The sequence below is a fragment of the Mesorhizobium sp. M0587 genome (genome assembly GCF_040320945.1).
GTDB lineage: Bacteria > Pseudomonadota > Alphaproteobacteria > Rhizobiales > Rhizobiaceae > Mesorhizobium.
In genome coordinates this window covers 23200-40214 of the sequence record NZ_JAMYQP010000045.1, presented here as the reverse complement: position 1 = coordinate 40214, position 17015 = coordinate 23200, and the positions used below count along the sequence as shown (strand labels likewise).

19 protein-coding genes are annotated in these 17015 nt (G+C 64.3%); 7 read left to right on the top strand and 12 right to left on the bottom strand.

What is annotated here, in order from left to right; translation table 11 throughout:
• Positions 1–178: 178 nt before the first annotated feature.
• Entirely contained in the window at positions 179–1162 is a 984-nt protein-coding gene (gene mbfA, locus NKI49_RS28570; protein ID WP_352606727.1) for an iron exporter MbfA, read from the top strand.
• Positions 1163–1202: 40 nt separating this feature from the next.
• Here mbfA and NKI49_RS28565 read toward each other — a convergent pair whose 3' ends face one another.
• Both NKI49_RS28565 and NKI49_RS28560 read right to left on the bottom strand, forming a co-directional pair.
• Positions 1203–1547 (bottom strand): antibiotic biosynthesis monooxygenase family protein, encoded by a 345-nt coding sequence (locus tag NKI49_RS28565; RefSeq protein WP_352606729.1) that lies wholly within the window; start codon positions 1545–1547, stop codon positions 1203–1205.
• On the bottom strand, positions 1544–1876 hold the full coding sequence (locus NKI49_RS28560) for an NIPSNAP family protein (RefSeq protein WP_352606731.1): 333 nt from the start codon (positions 1874–1876) through the stop codon (positions 1544–1546). Before NKI49_RS28560 ends, NKI49_RS28565 begins: the two co-directional genes overlap by 4 nt.
• A 171-nt stretch (positions 1877–2047) precedes the next feature.
• On the opposite strand from NKI49_RS28560, the gene NKI49_RS28555 reads away from it, so the two are divergent.
• Positions 2048–2722: an ArsR/SmtB family transcription factor gene (locus tag NKI49_RS28555; RefSeq protein WP_352606733.1), complete on the top strand. Its 675-nt coding sequence runs from the start codon at positions 2048–2050 to the stop codon at positions 2720–2722.
• Between the two features lie 23 nt (positions 2723–2745).
• Here the strand turns inward: NKI49_RS28555 and ligD are convergent, their stop codons facing one another.
• From ligD to NKI49_RS28540, 3 genes are read right to left on the bottom strand one after another with little or no spacing between them, the layout of a single operon-like run.
• On the bottom strand, positions 2746–5247 hold the full coding sequence (gene ligD / locus NKI49_RS28550; RefSeq protein ID WP_352606735.1) for a DNA ligase D: 2502 nt from the start codon (positions 5245–5247) through the stop codon (positions 2746–2748).
• 13 nt (positions 5248–5260) lie between these two features.
• A complete protein-coding gene (gene ku / locus NKI49_RS28545) occupies positions 5261–6133 on the bottom strand; it encodes a non-homologous end joining protein Ku (RefSeq protein WP_352606737.1) in 873 nt (290 codons plus the stop codon).
• Positions 6134–6156: 23 nt separating this feature from the next.
• Complete coding sequence (locus NKI49_RS28540) at positions 6157–6384, bottom strand: hypothetical protein (RefSeq protein ID WP_352606739.1); 228 nt, start codon at positions 6382–6384, stop codon at positions 6157–6159.
• Between the two features lie 128 nt (positions 6385–6512).
• Between NKI49_RS28540 and NKI49_RS28535 the strand changes: the two genes are divergently transcribed.
• Genes NKI49_RS28535 through NKI49_RS28525 form a run of 3 tightly spaced genes read left to right on the top strand, consistent with a single transcriptional unit; the run spans position 6513 to position 7291 of the window.
• Positions 6513–6653: a hypothetical protein gene (locus tag NKI49_RS28535; protein ID WP_352606741.1), complete on the top strand. Its 141-nt coding sequence runs from the start codon at positions 6513–6515 to the stop codon at positions 6651–6653.
• Positions 6654–6655: 2 nt separating this feature from the next.
• Positions 6656–6781 carry a hypothetical protein gene (locus NKI49_RS28530; RefSeq protein ID WP_352606743.1) on the top strand — a complete coding sequence of 42 codons (126 nt, stop codon included), beginning with the start codon at positions 6656–6658 and terminating at the stop codon, positions 6779–6781.
• Between the two features lie 51 nt (positions 6782–6832).
• Positions 6833–7291 carry a thiol-disulfide oxidoreductase DCC family protein gene (locus tag NKI49_RS28525; protein ID WP_352606745.1) on the top strand — a complete coding sequence of 153 codons (459 nt, stop codon included), beginning with the start codon at positions 6833–6835 and terminating at the stop codon, positions 7289–7291.
• A 13-nt stretch (positions 7292–7304) separates the two neighbouring features.
• Here NKI49_RS28525 and NKI49_RS28520 read toward each other — a convergent pair whose 3' ends face one another.
• The 3 genes from NKI49_RS28520 to NKI49_RS28510 form a co-directional block, all read right to left on the bottom strand.
• Positions 7305–7688: a DUF1850 domain-containing protein gene (locus NKI49_RS28520; RefSeq protein ID WP_352606747.1), complete on the bottom strand. Its 384-nt coding sequence runs from the start codon at positions 7686–7688 to the stop codon at positions 7305–7307.
• Positions 7685–9784 carry a TRAP transporter permease gene (locus tag NKI49_RS28515; RefSeq protein WP_352606749.1) on the bottom strand — a complete coding sequence of 700 codons (2100 nt, stop codon included), beginning with the start codon at positions 9782–9784 and terminating at the stop codon, positions 7685–7687. Before NKI49_RS28515 ends, NKI49_RS28520 begins: the two co-directional genes overlap by 4 nt.
• Before the next feature lie 69 nt (positions 9785–9853).
• Positions 9854–10813 (bottom strand): TAXI family TRAP transporter solute-binding subunit, encoded by a 960-nt coding sequence (locus NKI49_RS28510; RefSeq protein ID WP_352606753.1) that lies wholly within the window; start codon positions 10811–10813, stop codon positions 9854–9856.
• 429 nt (positions 10814–11242) lie between these two features.
• Here NKI49_RS28510 and NKI49_RS28505 point away from each other — a divergent pair, with 429 nt between their 5' ends.
• Together NKI49_RS28505 and NKI49_RS28500 are read left to right on the top strand one after the other, a co-directional pair.
• On the top strand, positions 11243–11611 hold the full coding sequence (locus tag NKI49_RS28505) for a YciI family protein (RefSeq protein ID WP_352606755.1): 369 nt from the start codon (positions 11243–11245) through the stop codon (positions 11609–11611).
• Between the two features lie 7 nt (positions 11612–11618).
• Positions 11619–12863 carry an RNA polymerase sigma factor gene (locus NKI49_RS28500; RefSeq protein WP_352606757.1) on the top strand — a complete coding sequence of 415 codons (1245 nt, stop codon included), beginning with the start codon at positions 11619–11621 and terminating at the stop codon, positions 12861–12863.
• A 25-nt stretch (positions 12864–12888) separates the two neighbouring features.
• Here NKI49_RS28500 and NKI49_RS28495 read toward each other — a convergent pair whose 3' ends face one another.
• From NKI49_RS28495 to NKI49_RS28480, 4 genes are all read right to left on the bottom strand, one after another.
• Positions 12889–13542: a glutathione S-transferase family protein gene (locus NKI49_RS28495; protein ID WP_352606810.1), complete on the bottom strand. Its 654-nt coding sequence runs from the start codon at positions 13540–13542 to the stop codon at positions 12889–12891.
• A 122-nt stretch (positions 13543–13664) separates the two neighbouring features.
• The gene (gene cysK, locus NKI49_RS28490) at positions 13665–14645 is read right to left on the bottom strand and encodes a cysteine synthase A (protein ID WP_352606759.1); all 981 of its coding nucleotides are present in this window, start codon (positions 14643–14645) and stop codon (positions 13665–13667) included.
• Positions 14646–14824: 179 nt separating this feature from the next.
• Positions 14825–15442 carry a LysE family translocator gene (locus tag NKI49_RS28485; RefSeq protein ID WP_352606761.1) on the bottom strand — a complete coding sequence of 206 codons (618 nt, stop codon included), beginning with the start codon at positions 15440–15442 and terminating at the stop codon, positions 14825–14827.
• Between the two features lie 193 nt (positions 15443–15635).
• Positions 15636–16985, bottom strand: a complete 1350-nt coding sequence (locus tag NKI49_RS28480) for a PQQ-dependent sugar dehydrogenase (RefSeq protein ID WP_352606763.1) — start codon at positions 16983–16985, stop codon at positions 15636–15638.
• Positions 16986–17015: the final 30 nt, after the last annotated feature.

Genomic DNA, 17015 nt, shown 5'->3' with positions numbered 1-17015 from the left:
CCTGTAGCCATGCCGCCCGTTTCATCCCCAGCCTCCATTGGCTGGACATGAAACCGGACAACTCACCTGCTACCTAATCCGGACAACTCGTGTGCTTACGACAATTCTTGACCCGCCGATTGACCGGGGGTGCCGTAAACATTAGTTTAGAACAATTCTAAACTAGGGTGATTTCCTCATGCTTTCCCGTGTTTTCGGTTTTGGCCGCCGTTCCTTTGAATCGCTTTCCGAACAGGAGATTCTGGCGCTGGCCATTTCATCAGAGGAAGACGACGGGCGCATCTATCGGGCTTACGCCGAAGGACTTAGCGAAAACTTTCCGCAATCGGCAAAGGTGTTCGAGGAGATGGCCGAGGAGGAGGATGGACATCGCAATTCGCTGATCGAGCTACATCGCAAGCGTTTCGGCGAGCGCATTCCACTGATCCGGCGCGAGCATGTGAAGGGCTATTACGAGCGAAAGCCCGACTGGCTTGTGAGACCTCTCGGCATCGAGCATGTGCGCAGCCAGGCCGAGGCAATGGAGCGCCAAGCCTACCTGTTCTATGTCGAGGCGGTAAAGCGCACCACCGATGCCTCCACGCGAAAACTGCTCGGCGATCTGGCTCTGGTCGAACAAGGCCACGAGACGCTGGCGCAGAGTATCGAGCAAAAGCACGTACCCGGCGCCGTGAAGGACGAAGAGGCGGCCGCCGAGCAGCGGCAGTTCATCCTCACCTATGTGCAGCCGGGTTTGGCCGGGCTGATGGACGGATCGGTGTCGACATTGGCGCCGATCTTCGCGGCGGCGTTCGCCACGCATGACACCTGGCAGACGCTGCTGGTCGGGCTTGCCGCCTCGATCGGCGCCGGCATCTCGATGGGCTTCACCGAGGTCGCGTCCGACGATGGCAAGCTTTCGGGCCGCGGCTCGCCTGTCAAGCGCGGCCTTACCGTCGGAATCATGACGGCACTAGGCGGGCTCGGCCACGCACTGCCCTATCTCATTCCGCATTTCTGGACGGCTACCGGGGTCGCCGCCGTCGTGGTGTTCTTCGAATTGTGGGCGATCGCCTTCGTCCAGAACCGCTACATGCAGACGCCCTTCCTGCGCGCCGCCTTCCAGGTGGTGCTGGGCGGTGCGCTGGTGTTCGCGGCCGGCGTCCTGATCGGGAATGCGTGAGTTTATCGTTCTTTCCTCGTTTGTGGGAGAAGGATAACCGCTAACCATTCACCGCCCGGCTATCCACCGGCGCTTCTGTCCTCTCCGTCAGCCCGTAGTCGCGCACGACATGGGCGATGCGCAGACGATAGCCGGCAAAGATACCGCCCCGGCCGGCCTTTTGCGCCTGCCGGTGTTCTTCCGTGTTGCGCCAGGCCTTCACCGCGTCCTCGTCGCGCCAGAAGGACAAGGACAGGACGCGGTTCGGGTCGGCCAGGCTCTGGAAGCGTTCGACGGAGATGAACCCGTCGATGGCCTCCAGCAGCGGCCGCAGGTCAGCGGCGATGCCCAGATACGCATCGCGTTTGCCCGCCGCTGGCTCGACCTCGAAGATGACGGCGATCACGGCAGCACCAGCTTTGCGTGCGGTCCCGAGACGTGCTTCAGAAACATGCGGTCCTCCTTGAGGATGAACTTTTCTCGGCGGGCGAACTCGTAGTTTGCCTTGCCGGCGGGGTCGGCGGCAAGCCGGGCGCGGTAGGCCTCGTAGGCCGCCAAGCTGTCGATATTGTAGGCGGCATAGGCCGTCGTGGCCGAGCCCTCATGCGGCGCGTAATAGCCGATCAGGTCGGCGCCGCAGCGCGGAATGGCCTGGCCCCAATTGCGGGCATACTCCTCGAAGGCAGCCTTGCCGAATGGGTCGATCTCATAGCGGATGAAACAGGTGATGGTCATTGTGGTCTCCTGGGGGTCCTACATCAATCGTTCGAGCGCGGTCGAAACGTCGTGCGCATCAACGTGCTAGGCAATGTCGTGTCAGGAGTCGCCATCGCGTGCATTGGCGCCTCTTGAACCGAACCGAGAATAGAGGCAATTTCACGGGAACACTTCGACAAGGATCGAACTATGCGTGAAGGACCCGACATCGCCCGCATCGCCAGCCTGGTCGGCGATCCGGCCCGCGCCAACATGCTGAGTGCGCTGATGGGCGGCACGGCGCTGACGGCGAGCGAGCTGGCGCTCGAGGCCGGCGTGTCGCTGCCGACCGCGTCTTCGCATCTAGGCAAGCTGATGGAGGGCGGATTGCTGACGCTGGCGAGCCAGGGAAGGCATCGCTACTACGGCCTCGCCGGGCCGCAGGTGGCCGGCATGATCGAAGCCATCACCGGCGTTGCCGCTGCCGTCGGGCCGCAGCGTGTGCGGCCGGGTCCGCGCGACGCCGCCATGCGCGTGGCGCGCGTCTGCTACGATCATCTCGCCGGCGAACAGGCGGTGGCGATGCTCGATCGTCTCGTCGACAGAAACCTGCTGGTCCGCGACGACAAGGAGATCGGACTGGGACCGTCGGCGGCGTCGCATTTCGCCGCCATCGGCATCGATGTCGGTGCCAGGCCACGACGGCCGGTGTGCCGCGCCTGCCTCGACTGGAGCGTGCGGCGCTCGCATCTCGCCGGCAGTCTGGGTGCCGCCATTCTCGACAAGATCCTTGCCGAGAAATGGGCGCGCCGCGAGAAGGATAGCCGTGCGGTGATCTTCTCGCCACCGGGCAAGCAGGCGTTCGAAAGGGTGTTTCTGGCCTGAGATGTCGGCGGGACAGCGCCCCTCTAACCCCGCCTCAGCGCCTTGCCCTGCTCAAAGAAATCCTCCCACGGATCGGCTTGCGCCAGCCGCTTCAACGTCGTCTTGTCGCCGATCGGAAAGGCGTTCGGCGCCAGCCCGGCCTCGATTTCGGCCCAGGTCACCGGCATCGACACGGTCGCGCCCTTCTTGGCCCGCGACGAATAGGGCGCGACCGTCGTCGAACCGCGGCCATTGCGCAGATAGTCGACGAAGATTTTTCCCGTGCGGGCTTTCTTCGACAGCGTTGCCGTGTAGCGGTCGGGGGCACCCTGCTCCAGCGCCCGGGCGAAGTCGTGGGCGAAGGCCTTGACTTCGTCCCAATCCGCCGCCGGCTTCAGCGGCACCAGCACATGATAACCCTTGCCGCCCGATGTCTTGACGACGTTCGGCAGCGACAGCTCGTCCAGCTTGCCTCTGATGTCGAGCGCTGCCGCGCGTACCGCCTTCACGTCGACGCCTTCATCCGGGTCGAGGTCGAAGATGATCTGATCCGGCTGCTCGATCTTGTCGATGGTGCAGCCCCAAATGTGGATCTCGACCACGCCGTACTGGACGAGCGCCGCAACACCGTCGAAATCCCTGATGAACAGTATCTCCTCGCCATCCGTCGGGTCTTTCATGCGAGCGATCTTGTTGCTCATGCCGGGCGAGGCATGTTTTTGGAAGAAGCGCTGTCCACCGACCCCATCCGGCGCGCGCACCAGGCTGAGCGGCCGGTTGACGACGAACTGTTGCATGCGCGGCCATACCCGCTCGTAATGCTCGAGCAGCCCCTGCTTGGAGATCTTTTCGTCCGGCCACAGCAGCTTGTCGGGATGCGAGAGCTTTATGGTGGTCGCCATCGTCCCGCCAGGTTTGGCGGTCTTCGACGTCGGCTTGGTCTTGGCCGTGCTCTTGCCTGTCGATGCCATCGGCTTTTCCTGCACGACTTCCTCCGCCGGCTTGTCCTCGCGCAATCCCTGGAACGAGGCGTGGCGTATTATACGGTCAGAGGTCCAGCTGCGGAACTCCACTTCGCCGACCAACTCGGGCTTGACCCAGACCAGGCCTTTGCCTTTTGGCACGGCCTTGTCGAAGGGCGATGACTTCGCCTTGAGCGCATCGAGTTTCTTTTTCAGGTTCGTGGCGGTCCTGGAGGAAAAGCCGGTGCCGACCCGGCCGGCATAATGCAGTCTGCCGCCCTCATGATAGCCGACCAGGAGCGAGCGGAGCCCGCGCCCGGTCTTGTCCGACGGCAGATAGCCGCCGATGACGAACTCCTGCCGCGCCGTGCATTTCGACTTCACCCAGGAGGGGCCGCGGCCGCTGCGATAGGGTGCGTCGGCGCGTTTGGAGACCACGCCTTCCAGTCCCATGCGGCAGACATGCTCCAGCATAATCTTGCCGGGTTCGGAAAAATGATCGCTGAAACGGACCGCCGAACTCTCGGACTGCTCGCCGAGCAGTTCAGCCAAGGCCTGCTTGCGCTCGACCAGCGGCTCGCGACGCAGATCCTTGCCGTCGAGCCGCATCAGGTCGAAGACATAGTAGCTGAAGCGGTCTGTCCGCTTTGCCGAGAGGTCGGCCTGCAGCAGCGCGAAGGAGGAGATGCCGCTATCGGCCAGCACGACGATCTCGCCGTCGATAATGGCGTCGCTGCATTTCAGGCGAGCGAGTTCCCCGACGATCTCGCCGCCGAACTTTTCCGTCCAGTCGAGCCCGGTGCGGGTCAGCAATCGCACCTCCGTGCCAGCGATCTGCGCCTGCATGCGATAACCGTCGAACTTCACCTCATGCAGCCAGTCCTCGCCAGACGGCGCGTCCCGTTCGAGCGTCGCCAGCTGCGGCTCGACGAAGTCGAGGCGTTTGCCGGCCTTCGCCTTCCCAGCGGCCGGCTTGTCGGAATGCCAGACCTTCGGCTTCTCGCCCTTGGCGGCCTTGCCCTCGCCGACCTCCTCGATCGTCAGGCCGGATTTCACCGATTCGGGGGCTTCCTGGAGAATGTCCTCGCCGGGACGCGCCGCCGCATCGTCCGACTTGATCAGCAGCCAGTTGTCGCGTTTCTCGCCCGCCCGCGGCCTCAACCTGACCAGATGCCAGAGGCCGTGCAGCTTCCGGCCGTTAAGCTCGAAGCTGATATGGCCCTTCTTCATCGCCTTGGCCGGATCGGCCTCGGGAGTCCAGGTGCCCTCGTCCCAGACGATAACCGAGCCACCGCCATATTCGCCCTTGGGGATGGTGCCTTCGAACGAGGCATAGTCGATCGGATGGTCCTCGACATGCACGGCCAGCCGCTTTTCGTGCGGATCGAGGCTCGGACCGCGCGTCACTGCCCAGCTCCACAGCACGCCCTCATGCTCTAGGCGAAAATCATAGTGCAATCGTGTCGCGGCATGCTTCTGGACGACGAAGATGCCGCCGGCTTTCTTGCCGCGCGCGACCTTGCCGGCCGGCTCGCCGGTCTTCCTGAAATCGCGCTTGGACCGGTACTGTTCGAGGCTGGCCATCCGTTCGTGCCCCTCAGGCCGATTTGCGCTTGGGCGCGCCGGCCTTCGGCGCGGCGCGTTTGGCCGCCGGTTTGGCTCTCTTCGATGAAGAAGCCTTGGCTGAGCCGGCATCCGACGAGAGGCTCTTCTTCAGCGCATCGAACAGATTGACGACGTTCGAGGGTTTGGGGGCGGCCTTGGCCTCCGGCACCTTGCGGCCGGCCTTCTTGGCGCGGATCAACTCGAGCAGCGCATCCTCGTATTTGTCCTCGAACTTCGAAGCGTCGAACTTCGTTTTCTTCTTGTCGATGATCAGCCCGGCCAGATCGGTCATCTCCTGATCGGTCTTCACCGCCTTGATGTCGCCGAAGACGGTGTCCGGCTGGCGCACCGTGTCGTCATAGCGAAGCGTCGTCAGCACCATGCCCTTGCCCAGCGGTTCGATGACCACTGGACGCTCGCGCTGATACAGCACGACGCGTGCGAGACCGGCTGTCTTCTTGTCCGCCATGGCATCGCGGATGACGGCGAAAGCCTCCTCCGACACCTCGTCTGCGGGCGCGACATAATAGGGCGTGTCGAGATAGATCTGCTGGATCGAGGATTTGTCGACGAAGCCATCGAGGGTCATCGTGTGCGAAGATTCGACCTGCACCGCCTCGATTTCGTCCTTCTCGATATGGACGAAGCCGCCGCCTTCGACTTCGTAGCCTTTGATCTGGTCGTCATCCTCCACCGGATCGCCGGTCTCGGCATCGACATAGAGGCGCTTCACCCTGTTGCCGGTCTTGCGGTTCAGGACCCTGAACGAGACCTTCTCGGCGTGGGTGACGACGTTCGTAAGTTCGACGGCACAGGTGACCAGCGACAGCTTCAGATAGCCTTTCCAGGCCGGGCGCGGCGCCATGACATTTTCCCTTCACGACCAGATCAACGTGAGAACGGATAGGTGCCGCTCCAGTTCCGCCGCTGCGTGATGAAGCGGTCTCGGGAGACCGCCTCCAGCATCATGACGGCAAGAACGATTGTTTCGCGGTGACCGCAAAAACTGAAACGCAAGCGCGCCCGGGCGGCATTCAAACGAAACATATGTGATGCAAAAGTCACACTCGGCGAAATGGCGACAAACGGCACGGAAACACCGCGAATCAGCCGCATTCCAGCCACGAAGCAACGGGTTTTCGACCAGAAATTAACATCACGTTCACCGACTATTCACGCCTCGATGCTATCGTTCCGGCAATTCGGAAGGGACAGCCGAAAATCGGGACAGGGACCCAGGTAAAATGAACTTCCTCACGCACCTCATCGGCTATGCCGCCGTCATCCGCGAATTCATTTCGCCGACCTATCGGCCCGAGCGCTATTACATGCGCGGCCCCGGTCCGGCCTGCGCCCGCCGCGGCAATTCGCTGGGCGCGCACTGACCATGACTTTCGAGAGCCGCCACAACAGCCGCATCTGCCGGCCGGGCGCCGACACCCGCGCCACCACCTATCGGGCCGAGCGTCCTATCCTCGGCGACCGCCGGCGTGCGACATCGCCACGTCTTTGATGCCGCCTCAGGCTGATCTAGTGTCTTCGGACACGAGCAGCCGAGGCCCGCGTGACCGACCTTCCCCAGCCTACCCGTCGTAAGTCCAGCCGTCCCTTTGAACCCTTCGACGGAAGTCAGCCGCTGATCGTTTTCGACGGTGTCTGCGTGCTCTGCTCCGGCTTCGTTCGCCTTGTGGCCAGGCTCGACCGCAAACGCCGCTTCCGCTTCGCCATCGCGCAGTCGCCCTTGGGCGAAGCACTGTTCAGAAAGCATGGGCTGCGCACGGATTCCTACGAAACCAATCTCGTGCTGATCGGTGGCGTCGCCTTCATTCGGCTGGACAGCTTTGTCGCCGTCATGTCGGAACTCGGCTGGCCGTGGCGGGCGGTCAGGGCGCTGCTGCTGTTGCCTCGCCCAATCCGCAATTGGCTGTACAATCGCATCGCCAAAAACCGTTACGCCCTGTTCGGCAGGAAGGACAGCTGCGATATTCCGTCGGCCGAGCTGCGCGCGCGGTTGATCGGCTAGAGGCTCCTGGGGGTTATCGCGTTTGGCTCGCCCCATCCGGCTCACACGATTCCAGCGCAATGGAGCCTCCGGCAGCCTTGCCGAGTTCCTGGCAGCCCTGAACCGTGCACAATGTCCAGCCCGCGTTTGTCGCGCCGGAGGCGGCGAGCACGAGCCGGCGCTGCGGTCCAACCTTCGGCGCATAGGCCCACCAGCCGTCTCGCAGCACCGCGCCCTCCGGCGGCTCCATGCCGGCGCCCGAGCCCTTGATCCGTGCCTCCGTCACTTGCAGGCCGGCAGGCGCCACCCTCCAGTCTTCTTCCCAGCGCGTCCGTTCCACCGAATGCGTCCAGGACAGGGTGAAGGCGGCAACGGAGAGCGTCACCGTCTTGCCGGCGGCCAGGATGCACAGGCTCATGCAGCGGCCGGAGCGTGCCGTGCCCGCCAGCAATGCCAGCCGATCCAGACGAGGGACAACGCCCAGCCGGCCTCGTCGGTGAGGGGCACCGCCATGACCAGCAGCGCGCCGCCGGCGAAGGCGATAAGCCGTTCCCACCACGCCATGCGGCGGGCTAGGAAGCCCACGGCCGCCGCACCCCACAGCACGATGCCCATGCAGGCCTTGACGACGATATAGGCGACCTCGACGGGGTAGCCGAACTGGGCGGCGATCGGACCGGGGTCCTGCAGCATCAGCGCCGGCGTATAGACGGCCATGAACGGCACGACGAAGCCGGCAATGGCAAGCTTGGTCGCCTGGATGCCGATCTTGAGACCGCTCTCCTTCGCCATGGGTGCCGCCGCGAAAGCGGCCAGAGCCACCGGCGGCGTGAGGTCGGCCATGATGCCGAAATAGAAGACGAACATATGGCTGACCACCAGCGGCACGCCGAGCGACAGCAGCGCCGGCCCGGCCAGCGACGAGGTGATGATGTAGTTGGGGATGGTCGGGATGCCCATGCCGAGCACCAGGCAGGTGAGCATCGTCAGCACCAGCGACAGGAACAGATTGTCCTCGCCGATGGAGATGATCCAACCGATGAAGGTGGAAGCGATGCCGGTCAGCGTCAGCGTGCCGATGACGATCCCGACAATGGTGCAGGCGATGCCGACCGGTAGTGCGTTCTTCGCCCCTTCAGCGAGCGAATCCACGCAGATCCGCAGCGTTTCGCGCCCGCCCTTGAAGGCGAAGCAGGCGACGACGAGCGCGGCGATGACCAGGCCGAGTATGTTGACGCCGAAGCGCATGAACGAGGCGGCGGCGAGCCCCAGCGCCAGCCAGAAGGCGATGCGAAAGGCGAGCGGGCCGATCAGGGCCGCCAGCGGCGTGCCGAGGATGAGCACGATGGTCAACGCCAGGCCCATCGTGCCGGCGAAGATCGGTGTGTAGCCGGCAAACAGGAGGTAGATGAGGGCCGCCAGCGGCAGCACCAGCGGCCAGTGCTGGCGCACCGCGTCCCAAGGATTGGGCAGGTCCGCCTTGGCCATGCCGTGCAGGCCGGCCTTGCCGGCTTCCAGATACACCTGCCAGAAGCAGGCGCCGAAATAGAGCAGCGCCGGGATTATCGCCGCCTTGACCACTTCGGCATAGGGGATGTTCAGCGTTTCGGCCATGATGAAGGCGACCGCGCCCATGACCGGCGGCATGATCTGGCCGCCCATCGAGGACGTCGCTTCGACGGCGCCGGCGAAGGCCGAGCGGAAGCCGAAGCGCTTCATCAGCGGGATGGTGAACTGGCCGCTGGCCACCACGTTGGCGACGCCGGAGCCGGAGATGGTGCCCATCAGCGCCGAAGACAGCACGCAGACCTGCGCCGGGCCGCCGCGCCACGAACCGACCAAGCCGAGCGCGAAATCGTTGAACAGCGCGATCATGCCGGCGCGTTCGAGGAAGGCGGCGAAGACGACGAAGATGAAGATATAGGCAGCCGAGACATAGATCGGCGTGCCGTATATGCCTTCGGTGCCGTAGGCGAAGGTGTCGACCAGCTGGGCGAAATCGTAGCCGCGATGGATGAAGGGCGGCGGCAGATGATTGCCGACGAAGCAGTAGGCGAGAAAGATGAAGGCGATGACCGCCAGCGGCAGGCCCATCAGCCGCCTGGCCGCCTCGAAGACCAGCGCCACCAGCACCGCGCCGACGATCAGGTCCGGCGTGGTCAGGAAGCCGGAGCGGCGGATAAGGTCGGTATAGAATATCCAATTGTAGATACCGGTGCCGAAGCCGAGCACGCCGAGCGTCCAGAACACGACCTTGGCCGGTGCGCTGGTGGCACGCAGGTTGGCGATCAGGGCAAAGCCGAGCAGCAGCAGGAAGCCGACATGCATGGCCCGCACCACCTGGCTCGGAATGCTGCCATAGGCTGCGACATAGATCTGGAACGCGGAAAAGGCGACGGCGGTGGCGAATGCGACCTTGCCGGCGATGCCCTCGCCGAAGCCCGGCGGCAGCCCTTCGACTTGTTCCTCGGCGGCAGGGAGATGGAGAGCGCCGTCGGTCGTTGTTCCGCTCATCCGACGCACTCCAAAATGGGCGAATTACAGCGCGAGGCGCCTGGCGAAGACATCTCAGATAGTCCCCGCCTACTTCAACAGCCCCTTTTCCTTGTAATACCGCTCCGCACCCGGATGCAGCGGCACCGGCATGCCGGCGAGCGCCTTGGCAGGGTCGATCGCCTTGGCGGCGGCATGCGCCGCGGCCAACTGGTCGAGATGGTCGAACATCTGCTTGGTCATCTGATAGGCGGTCTCGTCGGAGACATCGGCGCGGGTGATGAGGAAATTACCGACGGCGGCGGTAGCGACGTCCTCGCTCTGGCCTTCATAGGTGCCCTTCGGAATGACCACCGAGAGATAGGGCGAGCCGATCTTGGCAACGTCTTCGGCCGGCACCGACACGACGTTGATCGGCACGGACGTGGCGAGGTCGCGGATCGAGGCGACACCGAGCCCTGCCGATTGCAGGGTCGCGTCGAGCTGCCGGTTCTTGATCAGTTCGACCGATTCGGCAAAAGGCAGGTATTCGACCCGGCCGAGATCCTCGTATTTCAGCCCGGCGGCGGCAAAGATGGCGCGCGCGTTGAGTTCGGTGCCCGAAGCCGGCGCGCCGACCGACAGGCTCTTGCCCTTGAGATCGGCCAGCGTCTTGATGCCGGACTCCCGGCTGGCGACGATCTGGATGTAATTGGGGTAGATGGCGGCGATGCCGCGCAGTTTGTCGAGCTTGCCGGGGAAGCCGGCCTCGGCATTGCCCTCGGCGGCCAGCTTGACGGAATCGCCGAGCGCGAAGGCGATCTCGCCCTTGCCCTGCTGCAGCAGATTGAGGTTTTCCACGGAAGCCTTCGTAGCCTGCACCTGGGTGCGGGCGCCTTCGATGCCCTTGCCGTAGATTTCCGACAGCGCCACACCAAGCGGATAGTAGACGCCCGACGTGCCGCCGGTCAGCACGTTGATGAATTCCTGCGCTCCGGCTGAAACAACGCCGAAGCCAAGTGAAAGCGCCACCATGGCGGCTGCAACGGTTTTCGTTCTGAAATGGAACATCTGATTTCCTCCCTGCAATGCTGACAACCGCACCGCCTCCCAGATGCGAACCGGGCGAGTTTAGACGGCGAGCCGGAAATGCCAACCCGCAATTCTGTCGGGGCATCAAACGAAAAACTCGCCTGTGCGGCGGGTCATCGGCGCAACCTGCACCATGGAGGACTATGTACCATGGCTGCGCTCACAAAGTCAAGGAAAAAAATCCTATCATAAAAAGCTGCCGGCACAAAAAAGGCCGGCCCCGCCGGTGTCGGCCGTCGTCAGGCCTTTTGCCGACATGCATTGGGAGCCGTGCCGGAAACAGATGGCGGCTTGCACAAAATGCAATCGCAGCCGAAAATTTTGCGTAGCTTGTCGAAATCGGTCGCCGCCGCGCGACATACGTCTGGCCCCGCAAGGACGCGGCCTTCGAAACACGGGAGAAGACCCATGCGATACATGCTTTTGATCAACAACGACGAAGCCGCACTGGCTAACACGCCGGTCGAGAAGGCCCAGCAGATGAGCGCGGCTTATGGCGCCTATACAGAAGCGTTGAAGAAATCCGGTGCGTGGCTGGCCGGCGAAAGGCTGCGCCCGACCCAGGCAACCACCTCGGTGCGGATTTCTGACGGCAAGACCAACGTAATCGACGGCCCCTATGCCGACACCAAGGAGCAGCTTGCTGGCTTCTACATGATCGAGGCGGCCGATATCGATACCGCCATCGACTGGGCGGCGCGCTGTCCGGCGGCCAGCACCGGCACGGTCGAGTTGCGGCCGATCTGGGAAATGGCCGACTACATGCCGCAGAAATGATGCCGTGATGGACAGTCGCCCGGAGACCGCCCGGGCGGCCGCGGAGGCCGCCGCCCGGCAAAGCTATGGCAAGCTGGTCGCCTGGCTCGCTGCGCGCACGCGCGACGTGGCCGCCGCCGAGGATGCATTGGCCGATGCCTTTGCCGCCGCGCTCGAAAGCTGGCCACGAACCGGCGTGCCTGAAAAGCCGGAAGCCTGGCTGCTGGCCGTGGCGCGGCGCCGGCGTGTCGATGCCGTGCGGCGGCGGCTGACCAGCGAGGCCGGCCGCGAGCATCTCAAGCTGATTGCCGAGGAGGCGGAGGCACGCATGACCGACGAAGACCTGCCCGACGAACGGCTGCGGCTGATGTTCGCCTGTGCCCATCCGGCCATGGAAGCCGGCGTGCGTGCGCCGCTGATCCTGCAGACCATCCTTGGCTTCGATGCGGCCACGATCGCGTCCGCCTTCCTGGTCTCGCCCGCGACGATGGGCCAGCGCCTGGTGCGCGCCAAGGCCCGCATTCGTGAGACAGGCATTCCATTCCGGGTGCCGGAGCGGGCCGAACTCGGCGAGCGGCTGGATGCTGTGCTGGAGGCCATCTACGCGACCTTTGCCGAAGGCTGGTCCGACCCGGCCGGCACCGAGACTCGCCGCCGCAATCTGGCGACAGAAGGCATCTGGCTCGGCAGGCTGGTGGCGTCGCTGATGCCGAATGAGCCGGAAGCGCTGGGCCTGCTGTCGCTGATGCTGTTTGCCGAAGCGCGTCGCGCCGCGCGCCGCGATGCGGACGGAGACTATGTGCCGCTTGCCGAGCAGGATTGTGCGCTGTGGGATAATGCCTTGATCGACGAAGCGGAAGCGCTGCTCGGCCGCGCCGCAACGAGAGATGTCATCGGCCGCTATCAGCTGGAGGCGGCCGTGCAATCCGCCCATGCGGCGCGGCGGCGGACCGGCCGGACCGACTGGGCCGCGATCCGGGAACTCTACGACGCGCTGTCGGTGATTGCCGGCTCACCCGTTGTGTCGATCAATCGTGCCGTGGCGATCTCCGAAGCCGAGGGCGCGGTGGTGGGACTGGCGGTCCTTTACACGCTTGGCGACGACAAGCGGCTTGCAGACTATCAGCCCTATTGGGCGGCCCGCGCCGGCCTGCTGGCCAGGCTTGGTGAGATCACGCAAGCCGCCGACGCCTACGACCGGGCGATCGGGCTCGAACACGATCCGGCCGTGCGCCGGTTCCTGCAGGAGAAGCGGGCAATCCTTGGAAATTGAGTCTCCTGGAGCGGAGGTGGATCGATCAGCCCGGCCACATCTCGTGCGAGGCGTTGAGTTTCTTCATCAGCGGATGCGCGCGCAGCGTGGACCATAGCCGTTCGACGTTGGGCCAAGCCGCTCGCGCCTTGTCGATGTTGGGATGCCAGGCCACCAGCATGACGAGATAGATGTCGGCCAGCGACATCTGGTCTCCGACCAGCCAGTCGCGGCCGCGCAAGGCGGTATCGAGAACGGCGAAGCCGCGGTCCATCTCGGCAATGGCGGCCTGTTCAACGGCTGTCGTGCCGCCGGCGTCGGTGGTGTAGCGATGGGCGTAGTACAGCCGCAGGATCGCGGGATAGAGCACCGAGGACATGAAGGCCATCCAGCGCAGGAAGTCGGCGCGGGCAGGCGCGCCGACAGCCGGCGCCAGGCCGGCGTCCGGGTGGCGCTCGGCAAGCAGGATGCAGATCGCCGCCGATTCGGTCATCGAACGGCCGTCCGGCAGCGTCAGCACCGGAACCTGGTTCAACGGGCTGATGTCAAGGAAGGCCTGGTCGGGGAAGGCCTGGTTGGGGAAGGCCTGGTCGGGCCGGTCCTTCGGTACGTCGATCTGCTCGAACGGCGCGTCCGCCAATGCCAGCGCCGCCTCGACGACGAAGCCGCCGCTGCCGGGGCGGGTGTAGAGCTTGTACATGAAATCCTCCGCCGGCCGCATAAGCGGGCTGGCGGCGATATGAACCGGAAGCAGGGTTCTGCTCAAGCCGGCTGCGGCCGCCAAGCGTGGTTTATTTCGCGGCCGTGCCGAAGACCAGAGGCCTACGCACCCAATCCTTCGAACAGGATGGTCGACAGATACCGCTCGGCGAAGTCGGGGATGACCACGACGAGGTTCTTGCCCTTGTTTTCAGGCCGCGAGCCGACGACGATCGCCGCCTGCAGGGCGGCGCCCGACGAGATGCCGACCGGCACGCCTTCGAGGCGCGCGACGAGGCGCGCATTGGCGACCGAATCCTCGTTCGAGACCTTGACGATCTCGTCGTAGATCGTGGTGTCGAGGATTTTAGGCGCGAAGCCGGCGCCGATGCCCTGGATCTTGTGCGGACCGGGCTGGCCGCCGGACAGCACCGGGGAGGCCTCCGGCTCGACGGCGACGACATGCACGGAGGGCTTGCGCTTCTTCAGCACCTGGCCGACGCCGGTGATGGTGCCGCCGGTGCCGATGCCGGAGACGAGGATATCGACCTCGCCATGCGTGTCGTTCCAGATCTCCTCGCCGGTCGTGGTGCGGTGTATCTCTGGGTTGGCTGGATTTTCGAACTGCTGCGGGATGATGGCGTTGGGGATCGTCGCGGCCAGTTCGTCGGCCTTGGCGATGGCGCCCTTCATGCCCTTCGGCCCTTCGGTCAGGACCAGCTCGGCGCCGAGCAGCGCCAGCATCTTGCGGCGCTCGACCGACATCGTCTCCGGCATGGTCAGGATCAGCTTGTAACCCTTGGCGGCGGCGGCGAAGGCGAGAGCGATGCCGGTGTTGCCGGATGTCGGTTCGATCAGCGTCGTCTTGCCGGGAGAAATCTTGCCGGCCGCCTCCAGCGCCTCGATCATCGCCACGCCGATGCGGTCCTTGACCGAGGCGATCGGGTTGAAGAATTCGAGCTTGGCGATGAGGTTGGCGACGACGCCCTTTTCCCTGGCGAATTTGTCGAGCCGCACCAATGGCGTATCGCCGATCGTGTCGGTGATCGAATTGTAGATGCGGCCGCGACCGGGCACGCGGGCGGAGGTGACGGGTTTGTTCATTGGTTTCGCTCCCAAAACTTCAGGCGATTGGCGTCCAGCCGGCAAGATAGAGCCTTCGGTCGCGCAAGATAGACTGTCGGCCGAAAATATCCGAGTGGGGGCCGTGTCTAAAACGCCCTTGTCCTGGAAAAGCGTTTTCGGGAAAAGCCGATCTCTGGAATGTTTTGGCCGAAAGTGCCCTATTGGCGGGCGGCAATCGCCGCTGCCGCTCCGACCATGAAGCCGGCGGCAGTGCGGTTCAGCGCCTTGAGCGCTCGCGGCGATTTCAGGAACCAGCGCGCCTTGGCCGCCAGCGCGAGATAGGGCACCAGCACGACCAAGAGCACGACGATGGTGATCGCCACGAGAATACCGTAGTCGGCCAGCGTGATCGTCTTCAGGTCGACGATGGTCGGCGTGATCGCAAGATAGAAGATCATCGTCTTCGGATTGCCGAGCGTGACGGTCAGGCCGGCGACAAAGCTGGACAGCAGCCCGCCTTTGCCTTTCCTCGCCTCGACCGTCTCGGGCGTGATGCCGCTGTTCCAGAAGCGCCAGCCGAGAAAGGCCAGATAGGCAACGCCCAGCCATTTGATGGCGAGAAAAACCATGCCGAAGGTCTGCGCGACGAAAGCGAGGCCGAGCACCACGGCGGTCAGATAGGTAAGATCGCCAAGCATCAGGCCGAAGGACATGGCGAGCGACGAGCGAAAGCCGGAACCGAGCGCACGCGCGACGAGCGCGGTGACGCCAGGGCCGGGAATGGCGGCAGCGATGCCGAGTGCGGCGCTGTAGGCGAGAAATCCGGCAAGGGTCATGGCATTGGCCTCAGATCATATGCCTTGTCGCATGGATCGGAACCAAAGTTGATTCCCTGCGGCCGGAATTCATTGCACCAGATGTCGCTGGCCCCCATCTGGTCGCTTCGCGGCCAACTTCTCGCCGCAGCGAGCAGCAGTCTTCTCTCCCTCGGGCTCTCCGGGGTGGAGAGCCTGCCTTGCGCGAGCAGAATCAGGAACGGCCGTCGCCATAGGTGACGCGCCAGATGGTGCCGTTGCCGTCCTCGGTGACGATCAGCGCGCCGTCGCTTGCCACCGCCACGCCTGCTGGCCGGCCCCAGACATTGCCGTTGGAGGCTACGAAGCCGGTCATGAAATCCTCGTATTCGCCGGTAGGTTTGCCGTCCCTGAACAGCAACCGGACAACCTTGTAGCCGGTTCTGTTGCCGCGATTCCACGAGCCATGCAGGGCAACGAAAGCGTCGCCCTGATACTCCTGTGGAAAAGTCTTGCCGTCGTAGAAGGCGATGTTGAGCGGCGCCGAGTGCGCCTGCATCAGCACATCGGGAATGGTCGCCTTGCCGGCAAGATCGGGACGCTCGCCCTCGTGAAGCGGATCCTCATTGTCGCCGATATAATACCAGGGCCAGCCATAGAAGGCGCCGTCCTTGACGGCCGTTGCGTATTCGGGCGGCACATCGTCGCCAAGCCCGTCGCGCTCGTTGACGACGCACCACAGCGCCCCGGTCGCCGGCTGCACGGTCATGCCCGAGCAGTTGCGCAGTCCAGTGGCGACAGTTCTGCCATTTTTGCCGTCCGGATCGAAGGCCAGCACCTCGGCGCGGCCGCTTTCGAAGCCCCAGGCAGCGCCGAGCGGCTTCGATCTGGCCCATGCGTCAAGGCCGCCTTCTGGCTCCTTCGCCATGTCCGAAGCGGCGTTCGAACCCGAGCCGACCGACAAATAGAGCGTCTTGCCGTCGGGCGAGAAGGCGATGTCGCGGGTCCAGTGATGATTGGCGGGAATGTCGTCGAGGACGGTTTCCGGCTCGCCGGAAGCTCTCAGATCACCACTGCGGTAGGCAAACCGCACGATGCTGTCGCTGTTGGCGACATAGACCCATTGCGGGTCATTGCCCGGCGGATAGAAGGCAATGCCATAGGGCTGATTGAGGTTGCCGGCAAAGATGCCTTTCTCGGCGGGTTTCGCACTGCCTGCGGCCAGCCGAAAGACGCGGACCCGATTGGCTTCGCTGTCGGCGACGAACAGGTCGCCATTCGGAGCGACGCGCACGACACGCGGATTGGCGATGCCCGATGCGACCAGTTCGGCCGAAAAACCGGGCGGCAATCGCGGCCTGGCGCCTTGCGGCCGCTCCGCCAGGCCGGCGCTATTCGAGGTGGATTTGGTGACGTCGGGCTTCGGCAGGTCTTCCGGCTTGATCAGCCGGCGCACCCCCGGCCTGTCGGCACGCCAGTCGCCGAAGGCGGCGGCACCTTTGAGCACCGGCTGATCGGCCTGTTGGGCGGATGCCGTCGTGACGGCAAACAGGGCAACAAAGGCCGTACCAGCGAAACGGATCATCCCGTCCTCCAACATTGGTCACGGGTCAGG